14 protein-coding genes are annotated in these 19,897 nt (G+C 67.2%); 4 read left to right on the top strand and 10 right to left on the bottom strand.

Annotation, left to right across the window (positions count from 1 at the left end; translation table 11 throughout):
• Positions 1-61 precede the first annotated feature (61 nt).
• The 7 genes from I7X12_RS03090 to I7X12_RS03120 form a co-directional block, all read right to left on the bottom strand.
• Positions 62-2,785, bottom strand: a complete 2,724-nt coding sequence (locus I7X12_RS03090) for a 5'-nucleotidase C-terminal domain-containing protein (RefSeq protein WP_198062419.1) — start codon at positions 2,783-2,785, stop codon at positions 62-64.
• 246 nt (positions 2,786-3,031) lie between these two features.
• Positions 3,032-4,966 (bottom strand): carboxypeptidase regulatory-like domain-containing protein, encoded by a 1,935-nt coding sequence (locus I7X12_RS03095; protein WP_198062420.1) that lies wholly within the window; start codon positions 4,964-4,966, stop codon positions 3,032-3,034.
• A 144-nt stretch (positions 4,967-5,110) separates the two neighbouring features.
• A complete protein-coding gene (locus tag I7X12_RS03100) occupies positions 5,111-7,414 on the bottom strand; it encodes a pre-peptidase C-terminal domain-containing protein (RefSeq protein WP_198062421.1) in 2,304 nt (767 codons plus the stop codon).
• 311 nt (positions 7,415-7,725) lie between these two features.
• Positions 7,726-11,484, bottom strand: coding sequence for a right-handed parallel beta-helix repeat-containing protein (locus I7X12_RS03105; RefSeq protein WP_198062422.1), 3,759 nt, complete (start codon positions 11,482-11,484; stop codon positions 7,726-7,728).
• A gap of 507 nt (positions 11,485-11,991) precedes the next feature.
• On the bottom strand, positions 11,992-12,744 hold the full coding sequence (locus I7X12_RS03110) for a VOC family protein (RefSeq protein ID WP_198062423.1): 753 nt from the start codon (positions 12,742-12,744) through the stop codon (positions 11,992-11,994).
• Positions 12,745-12,793: 49 nt separating this feature from the next.
• Positions 12,794-13,231, bottom strand: coding sequence for a TIGR04206 family protein (locus I7X12_RS03115; RefSeq protein WP_198062424.1), 438 nt, complete (start codon positions 13,229-13,231; stop codon positions 12,794-12,796).
• Positions 13,228-14,337: an OBG GTPase family GTP-binding protein gene (locus I7X12_RS03120; protein WP_198062425.1), complete on the bottom strand. Its 1,110-nt coding sequence runs from the start codon at positions 14,335-14,337 to the stop codon at positions 13,228-13,230. The genes I7X12_RS03115 and I7X12_RS03120 overlap by 4 nt, the downstream gene beginning before the upstream one ends.
• Before the next feature lie 201 nt (positions 14,338-14,538).
• Here I7X12_RS03120 and I7X12_RS03125 point away from each other — a divergent pair, with 201 nt between their 5' ends.
• Positions 14,539-14,739 carry a VNG_1110C family protein gene (locus I7X12_RS03125; protein ID WP_198062426.1) on the top strand — a complete coding sequence of 67 codons (201 nt, stop codon included), beginning with the start codon at positions 14,539-14,541 and terminating at the stop codon, positions 14,737-14,739.
• A gap of 37 nt (positions 14,740-14,776) precedes the next feature.
• Here I7X12_RS03125 and I7X12_RS03130 read toward each other — a convergent pair whose 3' ends face one another.
• Positions 14,777-15,634 (bottom strand): TrmB family transcriptional regulator, encoded by an 858-nt coding sequence (locus I7X12_RS03130; protein WP_232343015.1) that lies wholly within the window; start codon positions 15,632-15,634, stop codon positions 14,777-14,779.
• 119 nt (positions 15,635-15,753) lie between these two features.
• Entirely contained in the window at positions 15,754-16,749 is a 996-nt protein-coding gene (locus tag I7X12_RS03135; protein ID WP_232343017.1) for a transcription initiation factor IIB, read from the bottom strand.
• A gap of 292 nt (positions 16,750-17,041) precedes the next feature.
• Here I7X12_RS03135 and I7X12_RS03140 point away from each other — a divergent pair, with 292 nt between their 5' ends.
• The 3 genes from I7X12_RS03140 to I7X12_RS03150 all read left to right on the top strand — a co-directional run bounded on the left by I7X12_RS03140 (position 17,042) and on the right by I7X12_RS03150 (position 19,316).
• The gene (locus tag I7X12_RS03140; RefSeq protein ID WP_198062427.1) at positions 17,042-17,530 is read left to right on the top strand and encodes a 50S ribosomal protein L11; all 489 of its coding nucleotides are present in this window, start codon (positions 17,042-17,044) and stop codon (positions 17,528-17,530) included.
• 162 nt (positions 17,531-17,692) lie between these two features.
• Positions 17,693-18,373, top strand: a complete 681-nt coding sequence (deoC, locus tag I7X12_RS03145; RefSeq protein WP_198062428.1) for a deoxyribose-phosphate aldolase — start codon at positions 17,693-17,695, stop codon at positions 18,371-18,373.
• Positions 18,360-19,316 (top strand): ribokinase, encoded by a 957-nt coding sequence (locus tag I7X12_RS03150; RefSeq protein WP_198062429.1) that lies wholly within the window; start codon positions 18,360-18,362, stop codon positions 19,314-19,316. The genes deoC and I7X12_RS03150 overlap by 14 nt, the downstream gene beginning before the upstream one ends.
• Before the next feature lie 44 nt (positions 19,317-19,360).
• Here I7X12_RS03150 and rbsD read toward each other — a convergent pair whose 3' ends face one another.
• Complete coding sequence (gene rbsD, locus I7X12_RS03155) at positions 19,361-19,849, bottom strand: D-ribose pyranase (RefSeq protein ID WP_198062430.1); 489 nt, start codon at positions 19,847-19,849, stop codon at positions 19,361-19,363.
• Between the last annotated feature and the right edge of the window lie 48 nt (positions 19,850-19,897).

Here is a 19,897-nt window from a genome sequence, read left to right on the forward strand (position 1 = left end):
GGTTACTCCGGTGACGGGTCGGATCCGAGAAGCGGGGGTCGGCCCGCCGCGAGCCGGGTCGTCAGCTCGCCGCGAAGGCGTCTGCGACCGTGGCGAGGTCGGCGATCGAGAGGTCGCCCGCCGCGTACGCGTTGGCGGCGTCCGACAGCTCGGTGATGCTGATCCGACCGTCTCGGTCGTTGTCGTCGAACTCGGCCGCAGCGGTTCCCGGGGAGTAGACTGCCCCGGGCGGAACCGTCGCGTTACTGTCGACTGTCGCTTCGACGTTCAGAACCGAATACTCCTTCGCGCCGCCGGTCACGTCGCGTAGCTGTGCGGTGTACTCGCTGTCGTAGTACTCCCCGTAGACCTGCGCGGTCCCGGAGTCGACCGTCGCCTCCCAGTCGGACCGGTCGAACGTGACCGTCAGCGTCGACCCGTCGTAACTCACGCCGGTCGCGTTGACCCGACCGGCACTGGCGTTTCGCAGATAGAACTCGTCGGTGACGTCGACGGTCGCCGACGGGGCCTGGGCCGTGACGGTGACCGTCCCGTCGGCGGTCGTCACGTCCGACGTGTCGACGATCCGGTCGACCATCCGCATGTTACCCTGGACGACGGGGTCGACCATCTCGCGTTCGACCGTCCCCGTCTCGTCGAGCCACTCGATGACCGCCTGGGCCATCGTGGCGTTGTACTCGTGGGTCCACATCGACTCGCTCATCGGGTAGTCCGAGGCCCCGGTTCCGATGTAGCTGTTCGTCGCGAGTGTGTACGTGGCGTCCCTATCCAGCGGTTCACCGTCCACGTGGACGTCTTCGAGTCGTCCGAAGCCCTCGTCCAGAGCCGTGTCTGGGATGTCGGTCTCGTTGTGGGGGACCCACTCGAACGTCGTGCCGCTGGACTGCAGCCCGATGCTCGGGCCACCGTCGTTCTGGTAGACGAACATCTGACTCTCCAGGATCGCGTACAGCTCCTGGCCGGTCACGTTCATCGTGACCACCTGGTTCCCGAACGACAGCGTCGACCGAATGTGACTGGCCGTGATGTTCGGGCCGTAGGTCGCCGACCCGCGGATGCCGCCCGAGTTCGTCAGCGCCACGTCCGCGTCGGTGTAGTTGCGGACCCCCTCGGCGATGGCGTTCCCCATCGCGGTCTCGTCGGTGTAGGGGTCGACCGCCGTCGAAAGCGGGATCTCCGTCTGCGCGATAACGGCGTCGAGCCCGTATTCGGCGCGGACGCCGTCGATGTACTGCGCCCACGTGCTGTTCCGTGAAAGATCGTCGGTAACGTCGTAGGTCTGGCCACCGACGGGGGTCACCGAGCCGTTCCGGACGGTCAGCTTGAGCTCTGCGACGCCCTGTGCGCCGCCCGGCGGGTGGGTTACGACCGCGCCGCCGACGACCTCGGGTTCGAACGATCCGTCGCGGTCGCCCGTGACGATCGCGTCGACGTACTGCGTGTCGTTCGCGAGGTCGCGAGCGAGTTCGTTGCCGATCGGCGCCAGCGCGACGACCACGTCTACGTTCGCCTCGGTTTTCAAGTAGCTGGCCTCGCGCTGTGCGGCCGCGGTGTAGTTCTCGACCGCGTACCCGTTACGGCTCAGGACGTTGCCGGCCTTGCTGTCGATCGCGCCGTCGGCGACCGAGACGATCCCGATCCGCTGGTCGCCCCGCTGGACGACTGTGTGATTCTCCGTGCCCGGGAGCTCCTGGCTGGCGCTTCGGACGTTCGCGTTGACCCAGGGGAACGCGGAGCCGTTCGACGCCGCCTCGAAGATCGAGAAATCCCCGGTCTCGGCGGACTCGTCGTAGTCCAGTTCGTGGTTCTGCACCGCCTCCGCGGCGGGGTCGATGATGTTGAGCGCGCGGATCGGCGGTTCCCAGCCTGGCGAGACCCGTCCCCGCAACGCGTGGGGGCTGATCTCGTCGCCGTTGCCCACGACTGCGACGGGACCGCCCACGGCCGCGCGACGGTCGTTGACGAGGGAGATGAACCGCCCCATCGTCCCGTCACCGGCCGCTTCCGAGCCGATATCGGTGTACGCCAGCACCGTCACCGTGGTACCGGTAGCCGCCGACTCGACTGCCTTCGGCTGGATCTTGTACGCACCGAACGTGTAGCTCAGCGGGCCGACGATGCTCTCGAACTGCTCGTCCGCACGTGCGGGCACCGTGTCGGTGCCCGTCTGTACGTCGTCGATAGCGAGCGTCCCGCTGCCGTCGTCGACGCTCCATTCGCCGTCGCTGTCGGGCGGTGACGTCGTGGTGGCGTCGGTCACTTCGACGAGGACGCCCTCGTAGGCTTCCCTACTCGCGTTTCCGGTAGCGAGCGTCACCGGTTCGGGAACGGCTGTCGTCCCCGTGACGGTCGCCGATACGGCCCCCGAGGCCTGGACCTCCGTGAGACCGTAGTACTCCGTAATCGGTGCCGTGATCTCGACCCTATCCCCGACCGAGACGGAAACGGATCCGCCCGTGTAGACGTACACTCCGGAGTAGGCGCCGGTCCCGTTCTGGATGTAGTACCCGTCGCCGTCGTCCCGCACTGCCGTCACGACGCCGCTGGTAGTGACGGTTTCGCCAGCGTACGGCGAGACGTCGGTCGACTCGTTCGGTGGTTCCTGTATCTCTCGGATCGATACCTGTGGCGCGTCGGACGACTGATTCGCGAGCGAGTCGCTCGCCGTAGTCGCCACGTCGGCACCGGACTCGTCTGCATCGGGTGCCGTCACGGCCAGTGCGGGTGTGGCTCCGGCCAGCATCGCACTCGCGGTGACGAGTAACACGACCAGTGTTCGTCGCATGCACCCGATCGTTGGATAGGAGTGGTTTAACTCGCGCTAAGAGGTGTGTATTCGGCTATAAAACGGTGGTAATCGATATATATCACGCTGGGAGCGCTCTCCACCGCTGCGGAACACCGGGTCGATTGCTCCGCCCGCCGCCCGGGTATCGGCCCAAGCGTGTGAGCGAACCAGCGACCCGCAGGGGGTCGAGGGACGGGGACTACCCGCTCGACAGTTCGTACGGAGGAGACGCTCTCACTTCGATCAGCTCGCCGCGTAGGCTTCGGCGACGTCACCGAGCCCAGTGATGTCGAGGTCGCCGCTCGCGTACGTTTCCGCGGCGGTTCCGAGTTCCCCGATCCCGATCCGTCCGTCTAGATCCGCGTCGAACTCCGCAGCGGCACTCCCCACGGAATACACCGCGTCCGAGGGGATCCGACTGCTCGACTCGACGGTCAGCGTCGCCGAGGCGTCGGCGTACCCGTCCGCGGAGACGCTCACCGGGTAGTCGCCGGCGCTGGGCGCCTCGACCGACAACGTCGCGACGCCGCTGGCGTTGGTCGTGTCCGACAGCACGAGGTCCGAAATCGAAACCGTCGCGCCCTCGATCGGGTCACCCGTCGCGGCGTCGGTCACGGTCACGGCCACGTCGCTCGACTGGCCCGCCGTGACGTTGTCCGTCGAGAGCGACACGTCGAGGCTCCCGAGCGGCTCGTAGGTTCGATTCGTCTGGAGCCGGTACTCCGTCGTCGTGAACTCGTGGTCACCAGTCACCTCGACGTAGTGGATCCCGCTCGCAGACGCCTGGTACGTCACCGCCTGACTGTTCCCCGCCGAGATGTACGAGTCGGAAGCGACCTCCGACTGGTCCGGACCGTAGACGCGGAGCTGCGAGGTCTGGTCCTGTGGCGTCAGCGCGACGCGGAGTCCTTCGCCCTGGTCGAGTCGAACCTTGAAGAAGTCGGACTCGCCGCCCCAGAGCTTCCCGTCGTTGAACTCCTGGGTCAGCCCGGCGGCCGACTCGAAGTCGCCGTTCGGCGCGAAGTCGTCGTTCTCCGACGGCGCCACTACTTCGGTGTTCAGTCGGTACTCCGTCGTCGTCTGCCGGTAGTCACCACGGACTTCGACGTAGTACGTCCCGGTAGAGGGGAGCGCAGTCGTCAACCGAGCGGTGCCGCCGTCGCCGGCGCCGCCGAGGGTCAGTTGCTGTCTGTTCGGACCGTAGATGTAGTATTCGAGGTCCTGGCTCTCGGGGGTCAACCGCACGTCCAGCACGTCCGTGTCGTTGGCCTGGAGTTCGTAAAAGTCGCTCTCACCGCCCCAGACCTTCGCGTCGGTAAAGCCCTCCGACAGCGACGCCGCCGTGTCGAACTCCCCGTTCGGCTCGAACTCGTCGTTCTCCGACGGCGTCACGACCTCCGTGTTCAGCGTGTAGTTCGTCGTCGTCTGCAAGTCGTTTCCGGACACCTCCACGTAGTACGTTCCGTCGGACGACAGGTCGTCCGTGAGCCGAGCGGTCTCGCCCTCGTAGACGAGCCCATCCCCGACCATCTCCTCGCGGTTCGAGTCGTAGATTCGGACCTCCAGATCTCCGCTCTGGGGCGTCAGCCGCACGTCCAGCACGTCCGTGCCGTTGGCCTGGAGCTGGTAGAAGTCCGTTTCACCGCCCCAGATCTTCGCGTTGGTGAACCCCTCCGACAGCGTCGCCGCCGTATCGAACTCCTCGTTCGGGGCGAAATCGTCGTTCTCCGACGGCGCCACCACGTCGACATCGAGCGTGTAGTCCGTCGTCGTCTCCGAGTGGTCCCCGGACACTTCCAGGTAGTACGTTCCATCGGACGGCAACGCGGTCGTTAGCCGATCGGTCTCACCCTCGTAGACGAGCCCGTCCCGAACCATCTCCTCGCGGTTCGAGTCGTAGATTCGGAACTCCAGGTCTCCGCTCACGGGCGTCAACCGCACGTCCAGCACGTCCGTGTCGGTCAGATCGAGTTTGAAGAAGTCGCTCGACCCCGCCTCGATCTGCGGGCTGTACTCTCCCTCCTCGATCGAGGCCGCCGAATCGAACGAGTCGTTCGGTTCGAACGGATCGTCAGTCGCCACGTTTGATCCCGCGACCGCCGGTGCAACCCACGCCGTCGACGCGCCCCCCAACATCAGGACTGTCAAGAAGAGCGCGCGATACCATTTCGTCGACATCATAGGCGGTGGTGAGCGCCTGTTATTAAATTGTTTTGAATTGGAATGTATGCTGTGGAGAAAGGAAACCGCAAAACGGCCGATGTCGCTCCCGGATCCGAGCGGGAGCGAACTACCGACCGACGAGCCTACACCCGGATCCGATCAGCTCGACGCGTAGGCCTCGGCGACGTCACCGAGTCCGGTAATGCCGAGACCGCCGCTCGCGTACGCTTCCGCGGCGGTCCCGAGTTCGCCGATCCCGATCCGCCCGTCGAGATCCGCGTCGAACTCTGCGGCCGGGCTCCCGGGCGAGTACACCGCGTCCGACGGGATCTCACTGTTCGATTCGACCGTCAGCGTCGCCGAGGCGTCGGCGTACCCGTCCGCGGAGACGCTCACCGGATAGTCACCGGGGCTAGACGCCTCGACCGACAGCGTCGCGACGCCGCTGGCGTCGGTCGTCGCCGATACCTGGAGGTCGGATATCGAGACCGTCGCGCCTTCGACCGCGTCGCCGCTCCTGGCGTCGGTTACGGTCACGGTCAGGTCGGTCGGCTCGCTCGCGTTGATACTCGACGTGGACAGCGACACGTCCGCGCGACTCGGGACCGTCGGTAGCTGCTCGATGGTACCGTTACTGTTCAGGACTAGCCGGTAGCCGGCCGACCGGTTCGAGGGGCTGGTGATCCCGAGGTAGTAGTTTCCGTCGGCCCGGACGGTGTAGCTGAACGAGACCGAGCCGTCGCCGAATCCGGTGTTGTCGTCCCGGGTCAGAACCGACCCGTTAGCGGCGTACAGCGTCGCTTCGAGGTCGCCGCCGGTCTCCTCCAGACTGACGTCGACCTGCTGGCTCGCGTTCAGCGGGACGAAGTAGTAGTCCTGCTCCGCGCCCGCGACGTCGAGGTCGCTGTACCGCCCCCGCGTCAGCAGCGGCGCGCTCGCGAACTCGTCGTTAGGCTCGAACTCGTCGGTTCGATCGACCTTTTGAGCCGACACGGAGTAGGCAGTCGACCGGTCGGTTCGGCTGTCCAGTTCGAAGTAGAACGTTCCGTTCTGGTTGGCGGTGTAGGTGACGCTCACGTCCGGTTCATTGAACGAGCCCGCTTCTCCCCTCGCGCTCCGCAACTCGGTCACCCGATCGGGGCCGAACATCCGAAGGCGGAGTCCCTGACTGGCGCCCTCCGTCGAGAACGTGATCTGTTCGCTGTCGTTCAGCTCCACCGCGTAGTAGTCCAGCTCCGACCCAGCCAGGTCGAGGTCGTCGTACCGACCTTCCGCCAGAGTGGTCGCGTTGTCAAACCCGTCGTTGGGTTCGAACCGGTCGGTCAAGTCCGGCGTCTGAACCGACACGGAGTAGTTCGTCGAGCGGTCGGTCCGGCTGTCCAGTTCGAAGTAGAACGTGCCGTTCTGGTTGGCGGTGTAGGTGACGCTCACGTCCGGTTCATTGAACGAACCCGCTTCCCCCCTCGCGCTCCGCAACTCCGTCACCTGGTCGGGGGCGAACATCCGGAGTCCAAGCCCCTGACTGGCGCCCTCCGTCGAGAACGTGATCTGTTCGCTGTCGTTCAACTGTACCGCGTAGTAGTCCAACTCCGACCCCGCTAGCGACAGGCCGTCGGTCTGGCCCTCGGACAGTGTCGCCGCCGCCCCCAGCTCGTCGTTGGGTTCGAGGGAGTCGGTCAGGTCCGGCGTCTGGACGGACAGCGAATAGTTCGTCGAGCGGTCGGTCCGGCTGTCCAGTTCGAAGTAGAACGTGCCGTTCTGGTTAGCGGTGTAAGTGACGCTCACGTCCGGTTCATTGAACGAGCCCGCTTCTCCCCTCGCGCTCCGCAACTCCGTCACCCTGTCGGGCGCAAACATCCGAACGCGCATACCCTGAGTGGCCCCGTCCGTCGAGAAAGTGACCTGCTCGCTGTCGTTCAGCTCCACCGCGTAGTAGTCCAGCTCCGACCCCGCTAGGACCAGACCGTTAGTCTCTCCGTCGGACAGCTCTGTCGCCGACTCGAACTGGTCGTTGCGCTCGAAGCGGTCGGTCAGGTCCGGCGTCTCGGTCGTCAGCGAAACCGTCGTCGGGGAGTCGCTCACCGTCGAGACTGCAAGATAGAAGGTCCCGTTCTGGTTGGCGGTGTAAGTGACGCTCACGTCCGGTTCATTGAACGACCCCGCGCTCCCGCTCGCGCTCCGCAACTCCGTCGCCCCGTCGGGTGCGAGCAGTCGGAGTTGGACGCCTTGGTCGGCCCCCTCCGTCGAAACCGTCACCTGTTCTTTGTCCGCGAGGTCGATCTCGTAGTAGATCGACTCGTTACCGGGGATGTCGACCCCGTCGATCGTTCCGTCGTCCAGTGGCTGCGCCGACGAGACGTTGTTGTGGTCCGCGAGGGTGGCCGACCCGCTCGCACCACCCACGGCCCCGGCCGCGAGTACTAGCATCCCGATCGTCCCGAGTAACAGAACCCTACCGTTCATGCAATCGATCCCTACGAATCTGTTCTGTTAATTTTTGTGGACCTGCCCAGTTCTTGCGCACACCCGTTGCGACGGGTACACGGAGTTCTTGTGAAAACTAGGTAGTATGACTCTATTGTTTACAATTCCCACAGTCACGTCTCCATCGAGAGCGCCGAATCGTAGTTCGAATCCGCTATCGTCTACGACAGTTTGTGCCAAAGGAGACAGTATCGAACGAACGTGTGAGAAAGATGGGCCGAACGGTCAATGTCGTTTCCGGATCCGAGCGGGAGGGAACTACCACCCGTCGGGCCTACACCTGAATCCGATCAGCTCGCCGCGTAGGCTTCGGCGACGTCACCGAGCCCAGTGATGTCGAGGTCGCCACTCGCGTACGCTTCCGCGGCGGTCCCGAGTTCGCCGATCCCGATCCGCCCGTCGAGGTCCACGTCGAATTCGGCGGCCACGCTCCCGGCCTCGTACACCGCGTCTGACGGAATCCCGCTCGTCTCGTTGGTCTCGACCGTCAGCGTCCCGTTGGTGAAGCTCCCGACGGTCCGCGACCCGTCGTCGATCCGTGCCATGTAACTGTACTCGCCGGGCGAGAGCTCGACGTCCTCGTAGGTGAGATCGACAGCGCGGTACTCACCGGCGTCGAAGTCGGCGCTCCGACTGGCGATGACTTCGTCGGCCTCGATCCGCCCGTCGTCGTCGGTGTCGACCAGCAGCTCGACCGTCGTCCCGGTGACGGGGGCGCTATCGAGGTTCGACCCGTACGCGGTGACGTTCACGTCCCCGCCCTCGGAGACGTTCACCGCCTGCTCCAGTTCGACGTCGAACGGCTTCTGGCCTTCGAGGAACGCCCCGACGACCACCGAGTCGGCGGACGCGCCGACGTCGGTGACGTTGCCGTCGAGCGTCCGGGCACCGATGTCGTGGGCCGCGTCGGCGGTCCGCTCCCAGCCGCTGGCTCCGTGTCGCCAGAGCCCGAGCGTCGTCGCGTCGAGGCCCGCGACGTCGCCCGCCTCGTACCGCAGCGTGAGGTCGAGGAACGCGTTCGCGCCCCCGACCGAGGCCACGTCGACGGTTCGTCCGATGCCGGTCCCGTCGGGGTTGTCGGGTGGCGACGCCGCCGGCGCGACGCTGACGTTGTACCCCTCGAACGAGAGGGTGACGTTCGACGCCGACGGGTCAGAGAGCGCGAGCGACTCCACCGAGGTCCCGACCGAACCGCTGAGAGTGACGCTCCGCGTCGCGCTCGCGGTGTTGTTCACCGCGGTGTTCGCTATCGTGTTGTCGTCGGAGGAGGCGTTGACGTCGATCCCGCGCCAGGCGTTGTCGATCTCCGTTCCGACGATCCGGTTGTCGTCGGCGTCGCGTAGCTGGATGCCGGTCGGGAAGGCTGTGACCCCAGTCGGCGGCGCGTTCGAGATCGCGTTGTCCCGAAGCTCGTTGCTCGACGACCCGGCGAACAGCCGGACGCCGCCGTTCGTACCGCGTTCGATGGTGTTCTCCGCGACGACCGCGTCGTCGACGTCGTTCAGATTGACGCCGTATCGCTCGCTGTCGCGGACGACGTTGTCGGCTACCGTGTGGCCCGACGAGCGCTGGAGGTTGATCCCGTGCCCACCGCTGGCCGCGACGGTGTTGTCACGGATGGTCGCGTTCGCGGCGCGGTTGAGACGGATCCCGTGGCCGTCGTTCCCGCTGACGGTGTTGTTCGCGAACAGGTAGTCGCTGCCGGCCTGGGAGAGGCCGAAGCCGTGGCCCGAGCTCCCGGTCACGGTGTTGTTCCGGAACTCCAGGCCCGACCCGCTCTGTCCGACGCTGATACTGGTGTCGCCCCAGGAGGTCCCGCTGACGACGTTGTCGACGAAGACGTTGTCGTTCGCAGCCCACGCCAGGCGGACGTTCTCCGCGCCGGAGGAGCGGATCTCACTGGCCCGGACGGTGTTGTTCGACGCCGAGGACAGCCGGACGCCCCGCTCCTCGGCGTCGACGACCGCGCTATCGACGACGGTGTTCCAGTCCGCACCGTTCTGGAGGTGTAGCCCGACGTTTTTGGTTCCCTCGATGGACACGTTATCGAGCCGGTTGTCCGCGGCGGTGCGGAGGTGGACCCCGATGTCCCCGCCGGTCACGCTCACGTCCGTGATCGCGCTGTGGTTCACCCGCTCGAGATACAGGGCGTGCCCGGTGGTACCGAAGCCGTCGTGGCGCCACCCGGTCAGTTCGACGTCGGTCACGGTCACGTTGGTCAGCCCGTCGGCCGTCCCGTTGCCGTAGATCCCGATCTTGTCGACGTCGGGGTCGAGCCCCTCGAGCGTGTGGCCCTGCCCGTCCAGCGTGACGTCGCTCGCGGTGATCTCGATACAGGTCCCGTTGCTCGACAGGTCCGAAACGAGGTCGTAGGACCCCGGTCGGTCGATGACCCCACAGCTCGCGAGCTCCGTCGCGGTACCCGACCCGTCGCTCCCGGTCCCGACGACGAGGGTCCCGTTCGTGAAGCTCCGCGTGGTCTGGCCGTCCTTGCCGATCCGGGCCATGTAGCTGTAGTTGCCCGGCGAGAGCTCGACGTTCTCGTAGGTCAGATCGACGGTGCGGTACTCGCCGGCCGCGAAGTCGAGGCTCGCGTTCGTCGCGACGACCTCGCTTTCGGCGAACCGCCCGTCGTCGTCCGCGTCGACCAGCAGTTCGAGGGTCGTGTTCGCGACGGGGTCGTCGGCGTAGTTCTGCGGGTACGCGCTGACCGTCGCGTCGCCGCTCCGGTTGACCTCCTCGACCTGTTCGAGTTCGACCCCGAAGTCGAACGTCGTCGACCCGCCGCAGGGCGAGGCCGTCTCGTTGCTGAGCGTCGTCTGTGCCGCGTCCGTGTAGTACGGCTCCACGACGAGGTTCCCGGCGGCCGCGTCGCCGCTCCCGCCGAATTCCCCGCTCGGCCCGTCGCAGGAACCCCACCAGTTACGGGTCGCCTCGCCCGTCTGGGTCCCGTATTCGGCGTCGACGCCGACGCCGTTGTCGACGAACGCGCTCTCGCGGACCGTCCACGTGCCGCTCGAGAAGGCGGCGTCGATACCCGCGCCGGAACTGTTCCGGACGGTCGAGTCGCTGACCGTCCACGTGGCGCTCGAGCGGGAAACGTCGATGCCCACGTCAGAACTGTTCCGGAACGTCGAGTCGCTGACCGTCCACGCTCCGCTCGTATTGAACGCGCGGATGCCGTTGTCCGCGTTCGAGACCGTCACGTTGTCCGCCTCCCATCCGGAAACGGATTGGGAGGCGTCGATCCCGTCGGACGCCGGCCCCTGGAGAGTCGTGTCACGGACGGTCCACGCGCCGTCGGTGTACCTGGCGGCGATACCGGACGCGTACGCGTCGCGGACCGTCACGCCCTCGACCGTCCACTGACCGGACGCCGACACGGCGTAGATGCGGCTGGTAGCGGTGGTATCGCGAACCGTCCAGTCGCCCTCCGTGCCACGGGCGTCGATAGCATCGTTTTGGTCGTCCCGCAGGACGCTGTCCTCGATCGTCCAGTCGCCGGTCGAGTCATCGGCGTCGACCGCGCCGAACGACGAGTTCTCGATAGTCGTGTCCCGGAGCGTCCAGTCGCCGGTCGACCCGGCGGCGTGGAGCCCCTTGTAGTATCCCGTGATCGTGAACCCCGCGACCTCGGGCGCGGCCTGGCCCGTGATGTCGAACGCGATCGGGTCGTTCGACAACGACGACCCGTCGAGCGTCGTTTCGTTCGGCGCTATTATTGTGACAGTCTTGTCGCCGGTGACCGCTTCGCTGTAGGTCCCAGGTCCTACCTCGATGGTATCGCCGGTGGCCGCGGCGTCGACCGCCGCCTGTATCGTCGTGTAATCGCCGCTACCACCGGCGTCGACGGTGATGGTTTGAGCCGCGGTACCGGCGTCGGCGCTCGCTCCCGCGACCGGCGCGCCGACCGCGACCGCCGCCAGGGTCATCAGGAACGCCAGCGCGACCGCGCGGACCCGGCCCGAACCGTTCACGTTCGACACCGCGGTCACCGGCGCGAGCAACGCACCGACACCCCGATTCTCGCCCGGCACCCGTCGTCTCATCGTTCCTCCCCGGGAACGGCTCCGTCCCAATTGTCCGGTGTCGTACCGGCCCCGGTGCCGGTTCGACGATAGTCTCGACACCGTCGTCCGCGTCGTTGGTCGGCGAACGGTCGCGTAGTTGCCCGTGGTTCCATGGTCCCCCCATCAGAGGTGGCAGGTAAGTAATCAGACGCTACGTACTTCGTGTCGGTAGGCTGTTCCTACGACCGGCGGCCCGACGGTAGCGTACAGCTACCTGTGGCAAACGATACGAGTCCCGACGGACGGTCGGGAGAAAGCGATCTCCGTCGCTTACGACGTGACCACTTCGATCTCGTGGCCGTCCGGGTCCTCCCCGACCACCTTTTCCGCACTGGGTATCTTCGGGCCTCCGGCCCTGCGGGCACCGCGTGGCGGCTACGCCGCCACGTCGTGCGGTCGCGGGCCGGCGGCCCGCGACCCGCTCGCACGAAAAGATGGGGCAAAAAGCGGACGCTCGCTTCGCCCGCGTCCGAACACGAACTTCGCTTACGACGTGACCACTTCGATCTCGTGGCCGTCCGGGTCCTTGGTGAACGCGTAGTTGTTGTCGCAGCTCTCGGGGTCGCGGTAGTCCTCGGCCTCGCGGGTCATCAACTGGTCCCACCCCTCCGACAGGTCGTCGACCCGCACCGCGAGGTGGCCCCAGGCGTCGCCCAGTTCGTAGCTGCGCCCGTCGTAGTTGTACGTCAGCTCGACGGCCATCGCTTCCTCGGCGGCGCCCTCGGGCTTCACGAAGTAGTTCGCGAAGCTGTCGGCCTCCCAGCGGCCGGTGTGCTCGTACTCGAACTTGCGGGTCCACCAGCCGAGGTGGTCGTCGGCGTCCTCGACCCGGACCATCGTGTGGTCGATGCTCCAGCGGGCGCCGTGGTCGCGCTCGACGATCTCGATCTCGTGGCCGTCCGGGTCCTTCACGAAGGCGTAGCCGGGGTTGTCTTCGGGCCGGCGGTAGTCCTCGACGCCCTCGTCCATCAGCTCGTAGTAGGCGTCCTCGACGTCCTCGACGCGGACGGCGATGTGGCCCCAGCCGTCGCCCATCGTGTACGAGCGGCCGTCGTGGTTGTAGGTGAGCTCCAGTAGCGCACCGTCGTCGTGGACGTCTTCCGGACCGAGGAAGACGTTCGTGAAGGTGTCGGCCTCCCAGCGCCCCTTCTCCTCGTAGTCGAGGTGTGTGGTGTACCACTCGAGCGATTCGTCGAGGTCTTCGACGCGCATCATCACGTGGTCGAGCGTTCCGTCCATGCGCGACCGGAGGGCTGCCAGCTAGAAGAGGATACCGAACGCGGAACCGTCAGGGCCGGCTCGTCCACGCCGCGAGCGCGAGGAAGACGGCCCCGAGCGGGTAGGCGATCGTCCCCGCGCGGAACGACGAGAACCCGAGGACGGCGTAGCACACGTCGAACGCCGCCAGCGCGAACAGCCCGGCGGTGACTCGGCGGTCCTCGCGGTCGACCCACGCGAGCGTGGCGCTCGCGACCCCCGCGCCGTACAGTAGCGTCGCCGTCGGCCACGCCAGCAGCTCGGTCGGCAGCCCGCGCGTGTACACGAAGACGTAGTGATAGACGGACGTGGTCGCGAGCGTCTCCGTGTTCGCGAGCGTCACCGAGAAGACCAGCCCGGTGGCGTCCTCGTAGGGGATGACGAGCCACGGGACGAGTCCCGCCGCCAGGACAGCGAGGGCGCGCCGGTAGCGAGAGAGCGACGTGGCGACGGTCCGGCGGACGCTCATCGGGTCGTCAGGATGCGGAGGACGTCTTCGTCGGCGAGCTCGTGGTCCATCCCGACCTGCTGTTCGTCGTGTTTGGCGCTCGGGCCGGAGACGCGGGCGAAGCGGAACCGGTCCTCGAACTCGCCGCCGAGCTTCTCGCAGGCGTCCTCGATGGTGTCGCCCTCCCGGAGCACGAGCGGCTCGTCGTAGTCGACGCCGCGACCGGGTTTGTCCATGTAGATCCGGATGAGGCCCAGTTCCTCCCAGATGGCCTGCTTGAGCGCGTCGAGCCCTTTCTCCTCCTCTGCGCTGATGAAGATCGTCTCGTCGGGGTCGATGTCGTGGTCGCGCAGCTGCTCGTGGACGGTGTCGAGGTAGTCGGGCTCGATGAGGTCGGCCTTGTTGACCGAGACCAGCGAGGGGAGGTACTCGCGGTTGTCCAGCACGCCGTCGAGCAGGCGGTCGATGTCGACGTGTTCGCCGATATTGACGTTGGCGTTGACGTACCCGCGCTCGCGCAGGACGCTCTTGATCGTCTGCTCGTCGAGTTCCAGGTCGACGCTGGCGGTGACGCTGATCCCGTCTTTGTGTTTCTTCCGGATGGAGACGTTGGGGGGCTCGGTGTCCAGCCGGACCTTGTTGTTGTACAGTTCGTCGTAGAGGCGCCGGTACTGGTCGATCTCGAACACCGAGAGGACGAACACGACCAGGTCGGCGGTCCGGACGACCGAGAGGACGGCCTGGCCACCGCCGCGGCCGTCGGCGGCCCCCTCGATGAGCCCGGGCACGTCCAGGATCTGAATGTTGGCGTCGTTGTGTTTGAGCATGCCGGGGTTGACGTCGAGCGTGGTGAACTCGTAGGACCCGACCTCGCTCTCGGCGTTGGTGAGCGCGTTCAGCAGCGTGGACTTGCCGACGCTGGGAAAGCCCACCAGCGCGACGGTGGCGTCGCCGGTCTTCTCGACGGCGTAGCCACCGCCGCCGCCGGCCGAAGACTGGTTCTCCAGCTTCTCTTTCTTGTCCGCGAGCTTGGCCTTCAGTCGGCCGATGTGCTCCTCGGTCGACTTGTTGTAGGGCGTCTCGGCGATCTCCTCTTCGATCTCGCGGATCTCCTCTTCGAGCCCCATTACGATGGAGTCGGCAACCGGTACCGAAAAAGGTGTTCCTCCGCCCCCGGTCGCGACCGCGGTAGTGGACCCTCGGTCGGCCACCGACGTCGGCCCCCCTCGGAGACGGTCACGAGTGGAAATACAATGCGATAATGTCTAGAGAACGTAACGAATTGCGTTTCGACAAACTAATACGACGAGCGCCGATGAGGATCGATCATGTCCGATCCGGCTCGCCTCCGTGACAGTACGGAGATCCTCCTGCCAGCGGACGCCATCGAGGGGCTGCGCGGGGAGCTCGAACGGCGGTTCACGCTCACGATCCGCCGGGAAGACCGTCGGGTCCGGATCATCGGGAGTCCGGTCGAGATAAAGAGCGCCAGCGACTTCCTCGCGCGCAACGGGATCTCCGTCGCTTGAGGTGACGAAAGCGGTGGTCGCGATCGATTCTCCGGCGCTACGCCGACCCGTGAGCCGAGGGTCCAGAGCGGATGGCCTCGGCGAGCAACGGTTGCATCAGGCCGACCAGCGGGGCTCGTTCGTCGTCGGTCCAGACGGCGCTGTGGCGGTCGACCCCTGGTAGATCGGTCTCCAGGTCGGAGCTGACGATCAGCTCGCGGCCGTCGGCCATGAGGATCGAGCTGATCTCGCCGGCGCGGATGGGGTGGGTCTCCCACCAGGTCCAGGTCTCGACGACCGACGCACCGGGGACGGCGTCGGTGACGGCCTCCCGAACCGCCGGGCTCGGCGAGCCGACGGTTATCTCGACGCCGCGGTCGGTAGCGGCCGCGAGCGCGTCGCGGACCTCGTCGGTCAGCAGGCTCTCGACGGCGACGACGACGAGCAGTTCGTCGTCGGCGTCGGCGGCCAGCGCGGCCAGTCGGTCGCTGACGGCCTCGTCGCCCTCGACGACCCAGACGCCGGCCCGCTCGTCGCGGGGTTCGGGCGACTGGAGCCGGGGGAGCAGTCCTTCGAGGCGGTCGAGGCGCTGGCCGTACTCGCGGCGGATGGTCTCGACGGCGTCCCGGGGATCGGGGGCGCGAAAGCGGCGCGGCTGGGCGTCCTGCACGTCGGCGAGCCCGCGGTCGGCCAGCGACTCGACGCTGTCGTAGACGCGTGGGCGGGGGACGTCCGCGACTTCGGCGATCTCGCGGGCGGTGCCGTGGCCGATGCGAACCAGCGCGACGAAACACTTGGCTTCGTAGCTCGTCAGCCCGAACGTTTCCAGCAGCGACGCGGTCTCGGCTACCAGGTCGTCGCCGTCGGGGCCGACGGCCGACTCGTCGTTGGACATGCGGGTTCTCTCAGATGACATTGCGCGGTCGGTGGTATAACGGTGGTCGTTCGCGACGCCGGCCGCGACCGGCTCGGTTCCGGGGTCGGCGGCGGCGCTGGGCGGTGTCGGCTCGGTCGCCTGTCGGCACGGTCGGCACCTCAGGCGACCCGGTCGGCGGCGTCGAGCAGTTCGGTGTAGCGGTCGCGGATGGTCACCGCGGACACGTCGGCGGCGTCGGCGACCTCGTGTTGGGTCACCTCGACGTTGGTGAGCCGACCGGCCGCGTAGATGGCCGCAGCGGCGAGGCCAACCGGGTTCTTCCCCGAGTGGACCGCCTCGCGCTTGCCCGCCTCGAGCAGCTCGACGGCCCGCTGTTTGGTCTCCTCGGGCAGGTCGAGGTCCGAGACCAGCCGCGGGACGTACTGGGCGGGGTCCGTGGGCTCCATCGCGAGTTCGAGCTCGCGTGCGATGTATCTGTACGCGCGTGCGAACTCCTTGCGGTCGACGCGACTGACGGTCTCGAGTTCGTCGAGCGTGCGCGGGACACCGGCCTGGCGAGCGCCGGCGTACAGCGACCCGGTAGCCATCGCCTCGATGGACCGACCGGGGATGAGCTCCTCGTCGAGGGCGCGTCGGTAGATGACGCTGGCCGTCTCGCGGGCGTCTTTGGGGATACCCAGCGCGCTGGCCATGCGGTCGATCTCTCCCAGGGCCTGCTTGAGGTTCCTGTCCTGGGCGCTCTGGGAGCGGAAGCGCTCGTCCCACGTGCGCAGGCGGGACATCTGTTCGCGCTTTTTCGCCGAGAGCGCCTGGCCGTTGGCGTCCTTGTTCTGCCAGTCGATGACCGACGAGAGTCCCTTGTCGTGGAGCATCTCGGTCGTCGGCGACCCGACGCGGCTCTTCTGGGCCTTGTCGCGGGCGTCGAACGACCGCCACTCGGGCCCGCGGTCGACGACGTCTTCTTCCAGCACGACGCCACACTCCTGGCAGACCGTCTCGCCGCGCTTCTCGTCGGTGACCCCCGGCGCGCCACACTCCGGGCACTCGTCGCGCTCGCGTTCGGACTGTCCCTCGGTTTCGGACTCGGACTGCTCGCCCGTGCGTTCGATGGGCTGGACGTGACGGCCCGTGACTCGCTGGTTCGTGCTTGTCATGATGTGTCCGGACCGGCGACGTGTCGCCGCCGACCCGTTGTTCGCATCAGACTCTACGAGCTACTGACGTAAATAGTTACTGTGTAGTTGTTACGAGAGTAGTTACAGCGTGACCAGCGTCGTCGACGGCCGATACCGACCGGCGCCGTCGACGGCCGTCGAGCCGCTCGGACCGGTGGTCGATTCGACGTTGCGGAGCGGTGGTATTGACTGTCGTACCCAACATGTGTCCTCCCCCACCTGTCGTCCGCGAAAAGCAATTCTTAAACCCGCCCCACCGGTTTCGTCGTGTATGGCTGGAACTATCGAAGTGCTCGTCCCGGGCGGGCAGGCCAATCCGGGCCCGCCGCTGGGGCCGGAACTCGGTCCGACGCCCGTGGACGTGCAGGCAGTCGTCCAGGATATCAACGACCAGACCGAAGCGTTCGACGGCACCGAGGTCCCCGTCACCGTCGAGTACGACGACGACGGGAGCTTCGAGATCGAGGTCGGCGTCCCGCCGACGGCCGAACTCATCAAGGACGAGGCCGGCTTCGACACGGGCAGCGGCGAACCCCAGGAGACCTTCGTCGCCGACCTCTCGGTCGACCAGGTCACCCAGATCGCCGAGCAGAAACAGACCGACCTGCTCGCCTACGACACGAAAAACGCCGCGAAGGAAGTCGTCGGCACCTGTACCTCGCTGGGCGTGACCATCGAGGGCAACGACCCCCGCGAGTTCAAACAGCGCATCGACGACGGCGAGTACGACGACCACTTCGCCGACGAAGCGTCCGCGTAGTCGGCTTCGACGGGCCGTCGACCGGTTCGGCGAGTTTTCCGCTGTTCGCGCTCCCGTAGCTTCGCGTGTGTCAACCGGCATCGACCGGCGGGCCCGCCGACCGCACACTGCCGGCCACAGGGTTATACGCGTCACGCTCGACGTTTCGAGCAGTGCTAACTCATGACACAGACACCCGAGCAGGTCGCGGGACGCATCCAGCACACGGAGGTGAGCCCCACGGCCGATCAAGAACGCGTCGAGGAGCTGTGCGGGGAGTGCATCGAGTACGGCTTCGACGGGGCGATGGTACAGGCGTGCTGGGCACCGCTGGTGAGCGACCGGCTCGCGGACACCGACGTGACGGTGTGTAGCGCCGTCGGCTTCCCGATGGGCGGCGACCGCCCGATATCCAAGGCCGCGGCCATCCGCGACGCCGTCGCCGCCGGCGCCGAAGAGGTCGACGTGATGCCCAATATCGGGTTCGTCAAATCCGGGCGATTCGACGAGGTCGGCCGCGAGATGGACCTGCTCGTCGAGGCCAGCGGCGACGCGACGGTCAAGGCGATGCTCGAACTCGGCGCGCTCGACGACGAGGAGGCGACACGGATCGTCGAGTTGGCCGTCGACGCCGGCTTCGACTACGTGAAAAACTCCAGCGGCTGGGGTGAAGGCGGGAGAGCGACCGTCGAGCGGATCGAGTTCCTCCGCGAGCGCACGCCCGACGACGTGAAGGTCAAAGCCAGCGGCGGGATCAAGACCCTCGCGGACGCGAACGAGTTGCTCGACGCCGGCGCGGACCTGCTGGGCGCCTCCAGCGGCGTCGAGATCGTCACCGGGGCCGTCGGCGATGGCGAGTACTGACCCGGTCGTCGCCGTCGTCGGCAGCTACAACGTCGGCCTGACGATGCAGGTGCCGGCGTTCCCGGGGCCCGGCGAGACGGTCGTCGGCCACGAGTTCGCCGAGGGCCCCGGCGGCAAGGGGTCGAATCAGGCCATCGCCGCCGCCAGGCTCGACGCGGAGTCCCGGTTCGTCGGCCGCGTCGGGGCGGACCGCTACGGCGACGACGCGGTCGCGCTCTGGGAGGCGGAGGGCGTCGACGCCCACGCCGTGGGCAAGGACGACTCGACTCACACCGGCGTCGGCTTCGTGATCATCGACGAGGACGGCGAGAACGAGATCACCGTCGCCCCCGGGGCCAACGACCGTCTCTCGGCGGCCGACGTGCGAGCGGAGGCGTCGGCTATCGAGACCGCAGACTGCCTGCTCGTCCAGCTGGAGATCGGCGACGACCCCGTTCGAGCGGCGGTCGAGACGGCCGCCGAGGCCGGGACGACGGTCGTCTGCAACCCCGCGCCCGCCAGGGAACTCCCGGCCGACGTGCTGGAACGGGTCGACTATCTCACGCCGAACGAACACGAGGCCCGGACGCTGGCGGGCGTCGACGGTCGCGGGGGGGACGCGAGCGAAAGCGGTGACGAAGTCACTGGCGAGGCGGTCGCGCGCGAGTTGCTCGACCTCGGCGTCGGGACGGTCGTCCTGACGCGGGGCGGGGCGGGCGCGCTGCTCGTCTCCGACGACGGCGTCGAACGCGTGGACACGCCTTCGGTCGACGTCGTCGACACCACCGGCGCCGGCGACGCGTTCAACGGGGCGCTGGCCGTCGCGCTCGCGGAAGGGCTGGACGACCGGGCGGCCGTGCGGTTCGGCTGTGCGGGCGGCGCGCTCGCGGTGACCGCCTCGGAAGTGATCCCCGGGCTCCCCGAGCGCGGCGCCGTCGACGATCTCGTCGCCGAGTCGTGGTGACGAGGGAACGCGGGACCGAGCGGAGCGACGGGTCGCCGCCGACCTCACGGCGACTGGCCGTACATCTCCTCGTAGCGCTCGCGATACGCCTCGGGCATCGTGACGTGCTCGCCGTCGAACCATGGTTTCGGGTCGGTGCCGCACTGGATCACGACGTTCCCCCAGGGCAGGAACTCCCCCGTCCGGACGATCGCTTTGGCCCGCTTCCCGTACTCGAGGACCTCCTCGTGGGCGACCGTGTCGAGGGCGGCACCGGACCCGTCGTACAGCTCCCGCAGGAACGAATCGAAGTCGGGGTTCATCTCCGGCACGTCCTCGGCGTAGACCACCCGTTCGGGGATCAGTTCCTCGTGGATCGCTTCGAGGACGGTCGACACTTCGGGGATGCCGCGGGTCAGCGCGAGGTCGATCCGCCAGGCGTCCGCCGGGATCGGGAACCCCGCGTCGACGACCAGCAGGTGGTCGGTGTGGCCCACGCTGGCGACGGCGTGGCTCAGCTCGGCGTTGAGGATGCTGTCTGGGTCGCGCTTCATGTCACCACGTAGCACGGCCGGGCGCAAAAAGGGCGGTCACGGTCGGGG

Origin of the sequence: Halosimplex litoreum (genome assembly GCF_016065055.1) — an archaeon.
GTDB lineage: Archaea > Halobacteriota > Halobacteria > Halobacteriales > Haloarculaceae > Halosimplex > Halosimplex litoreum.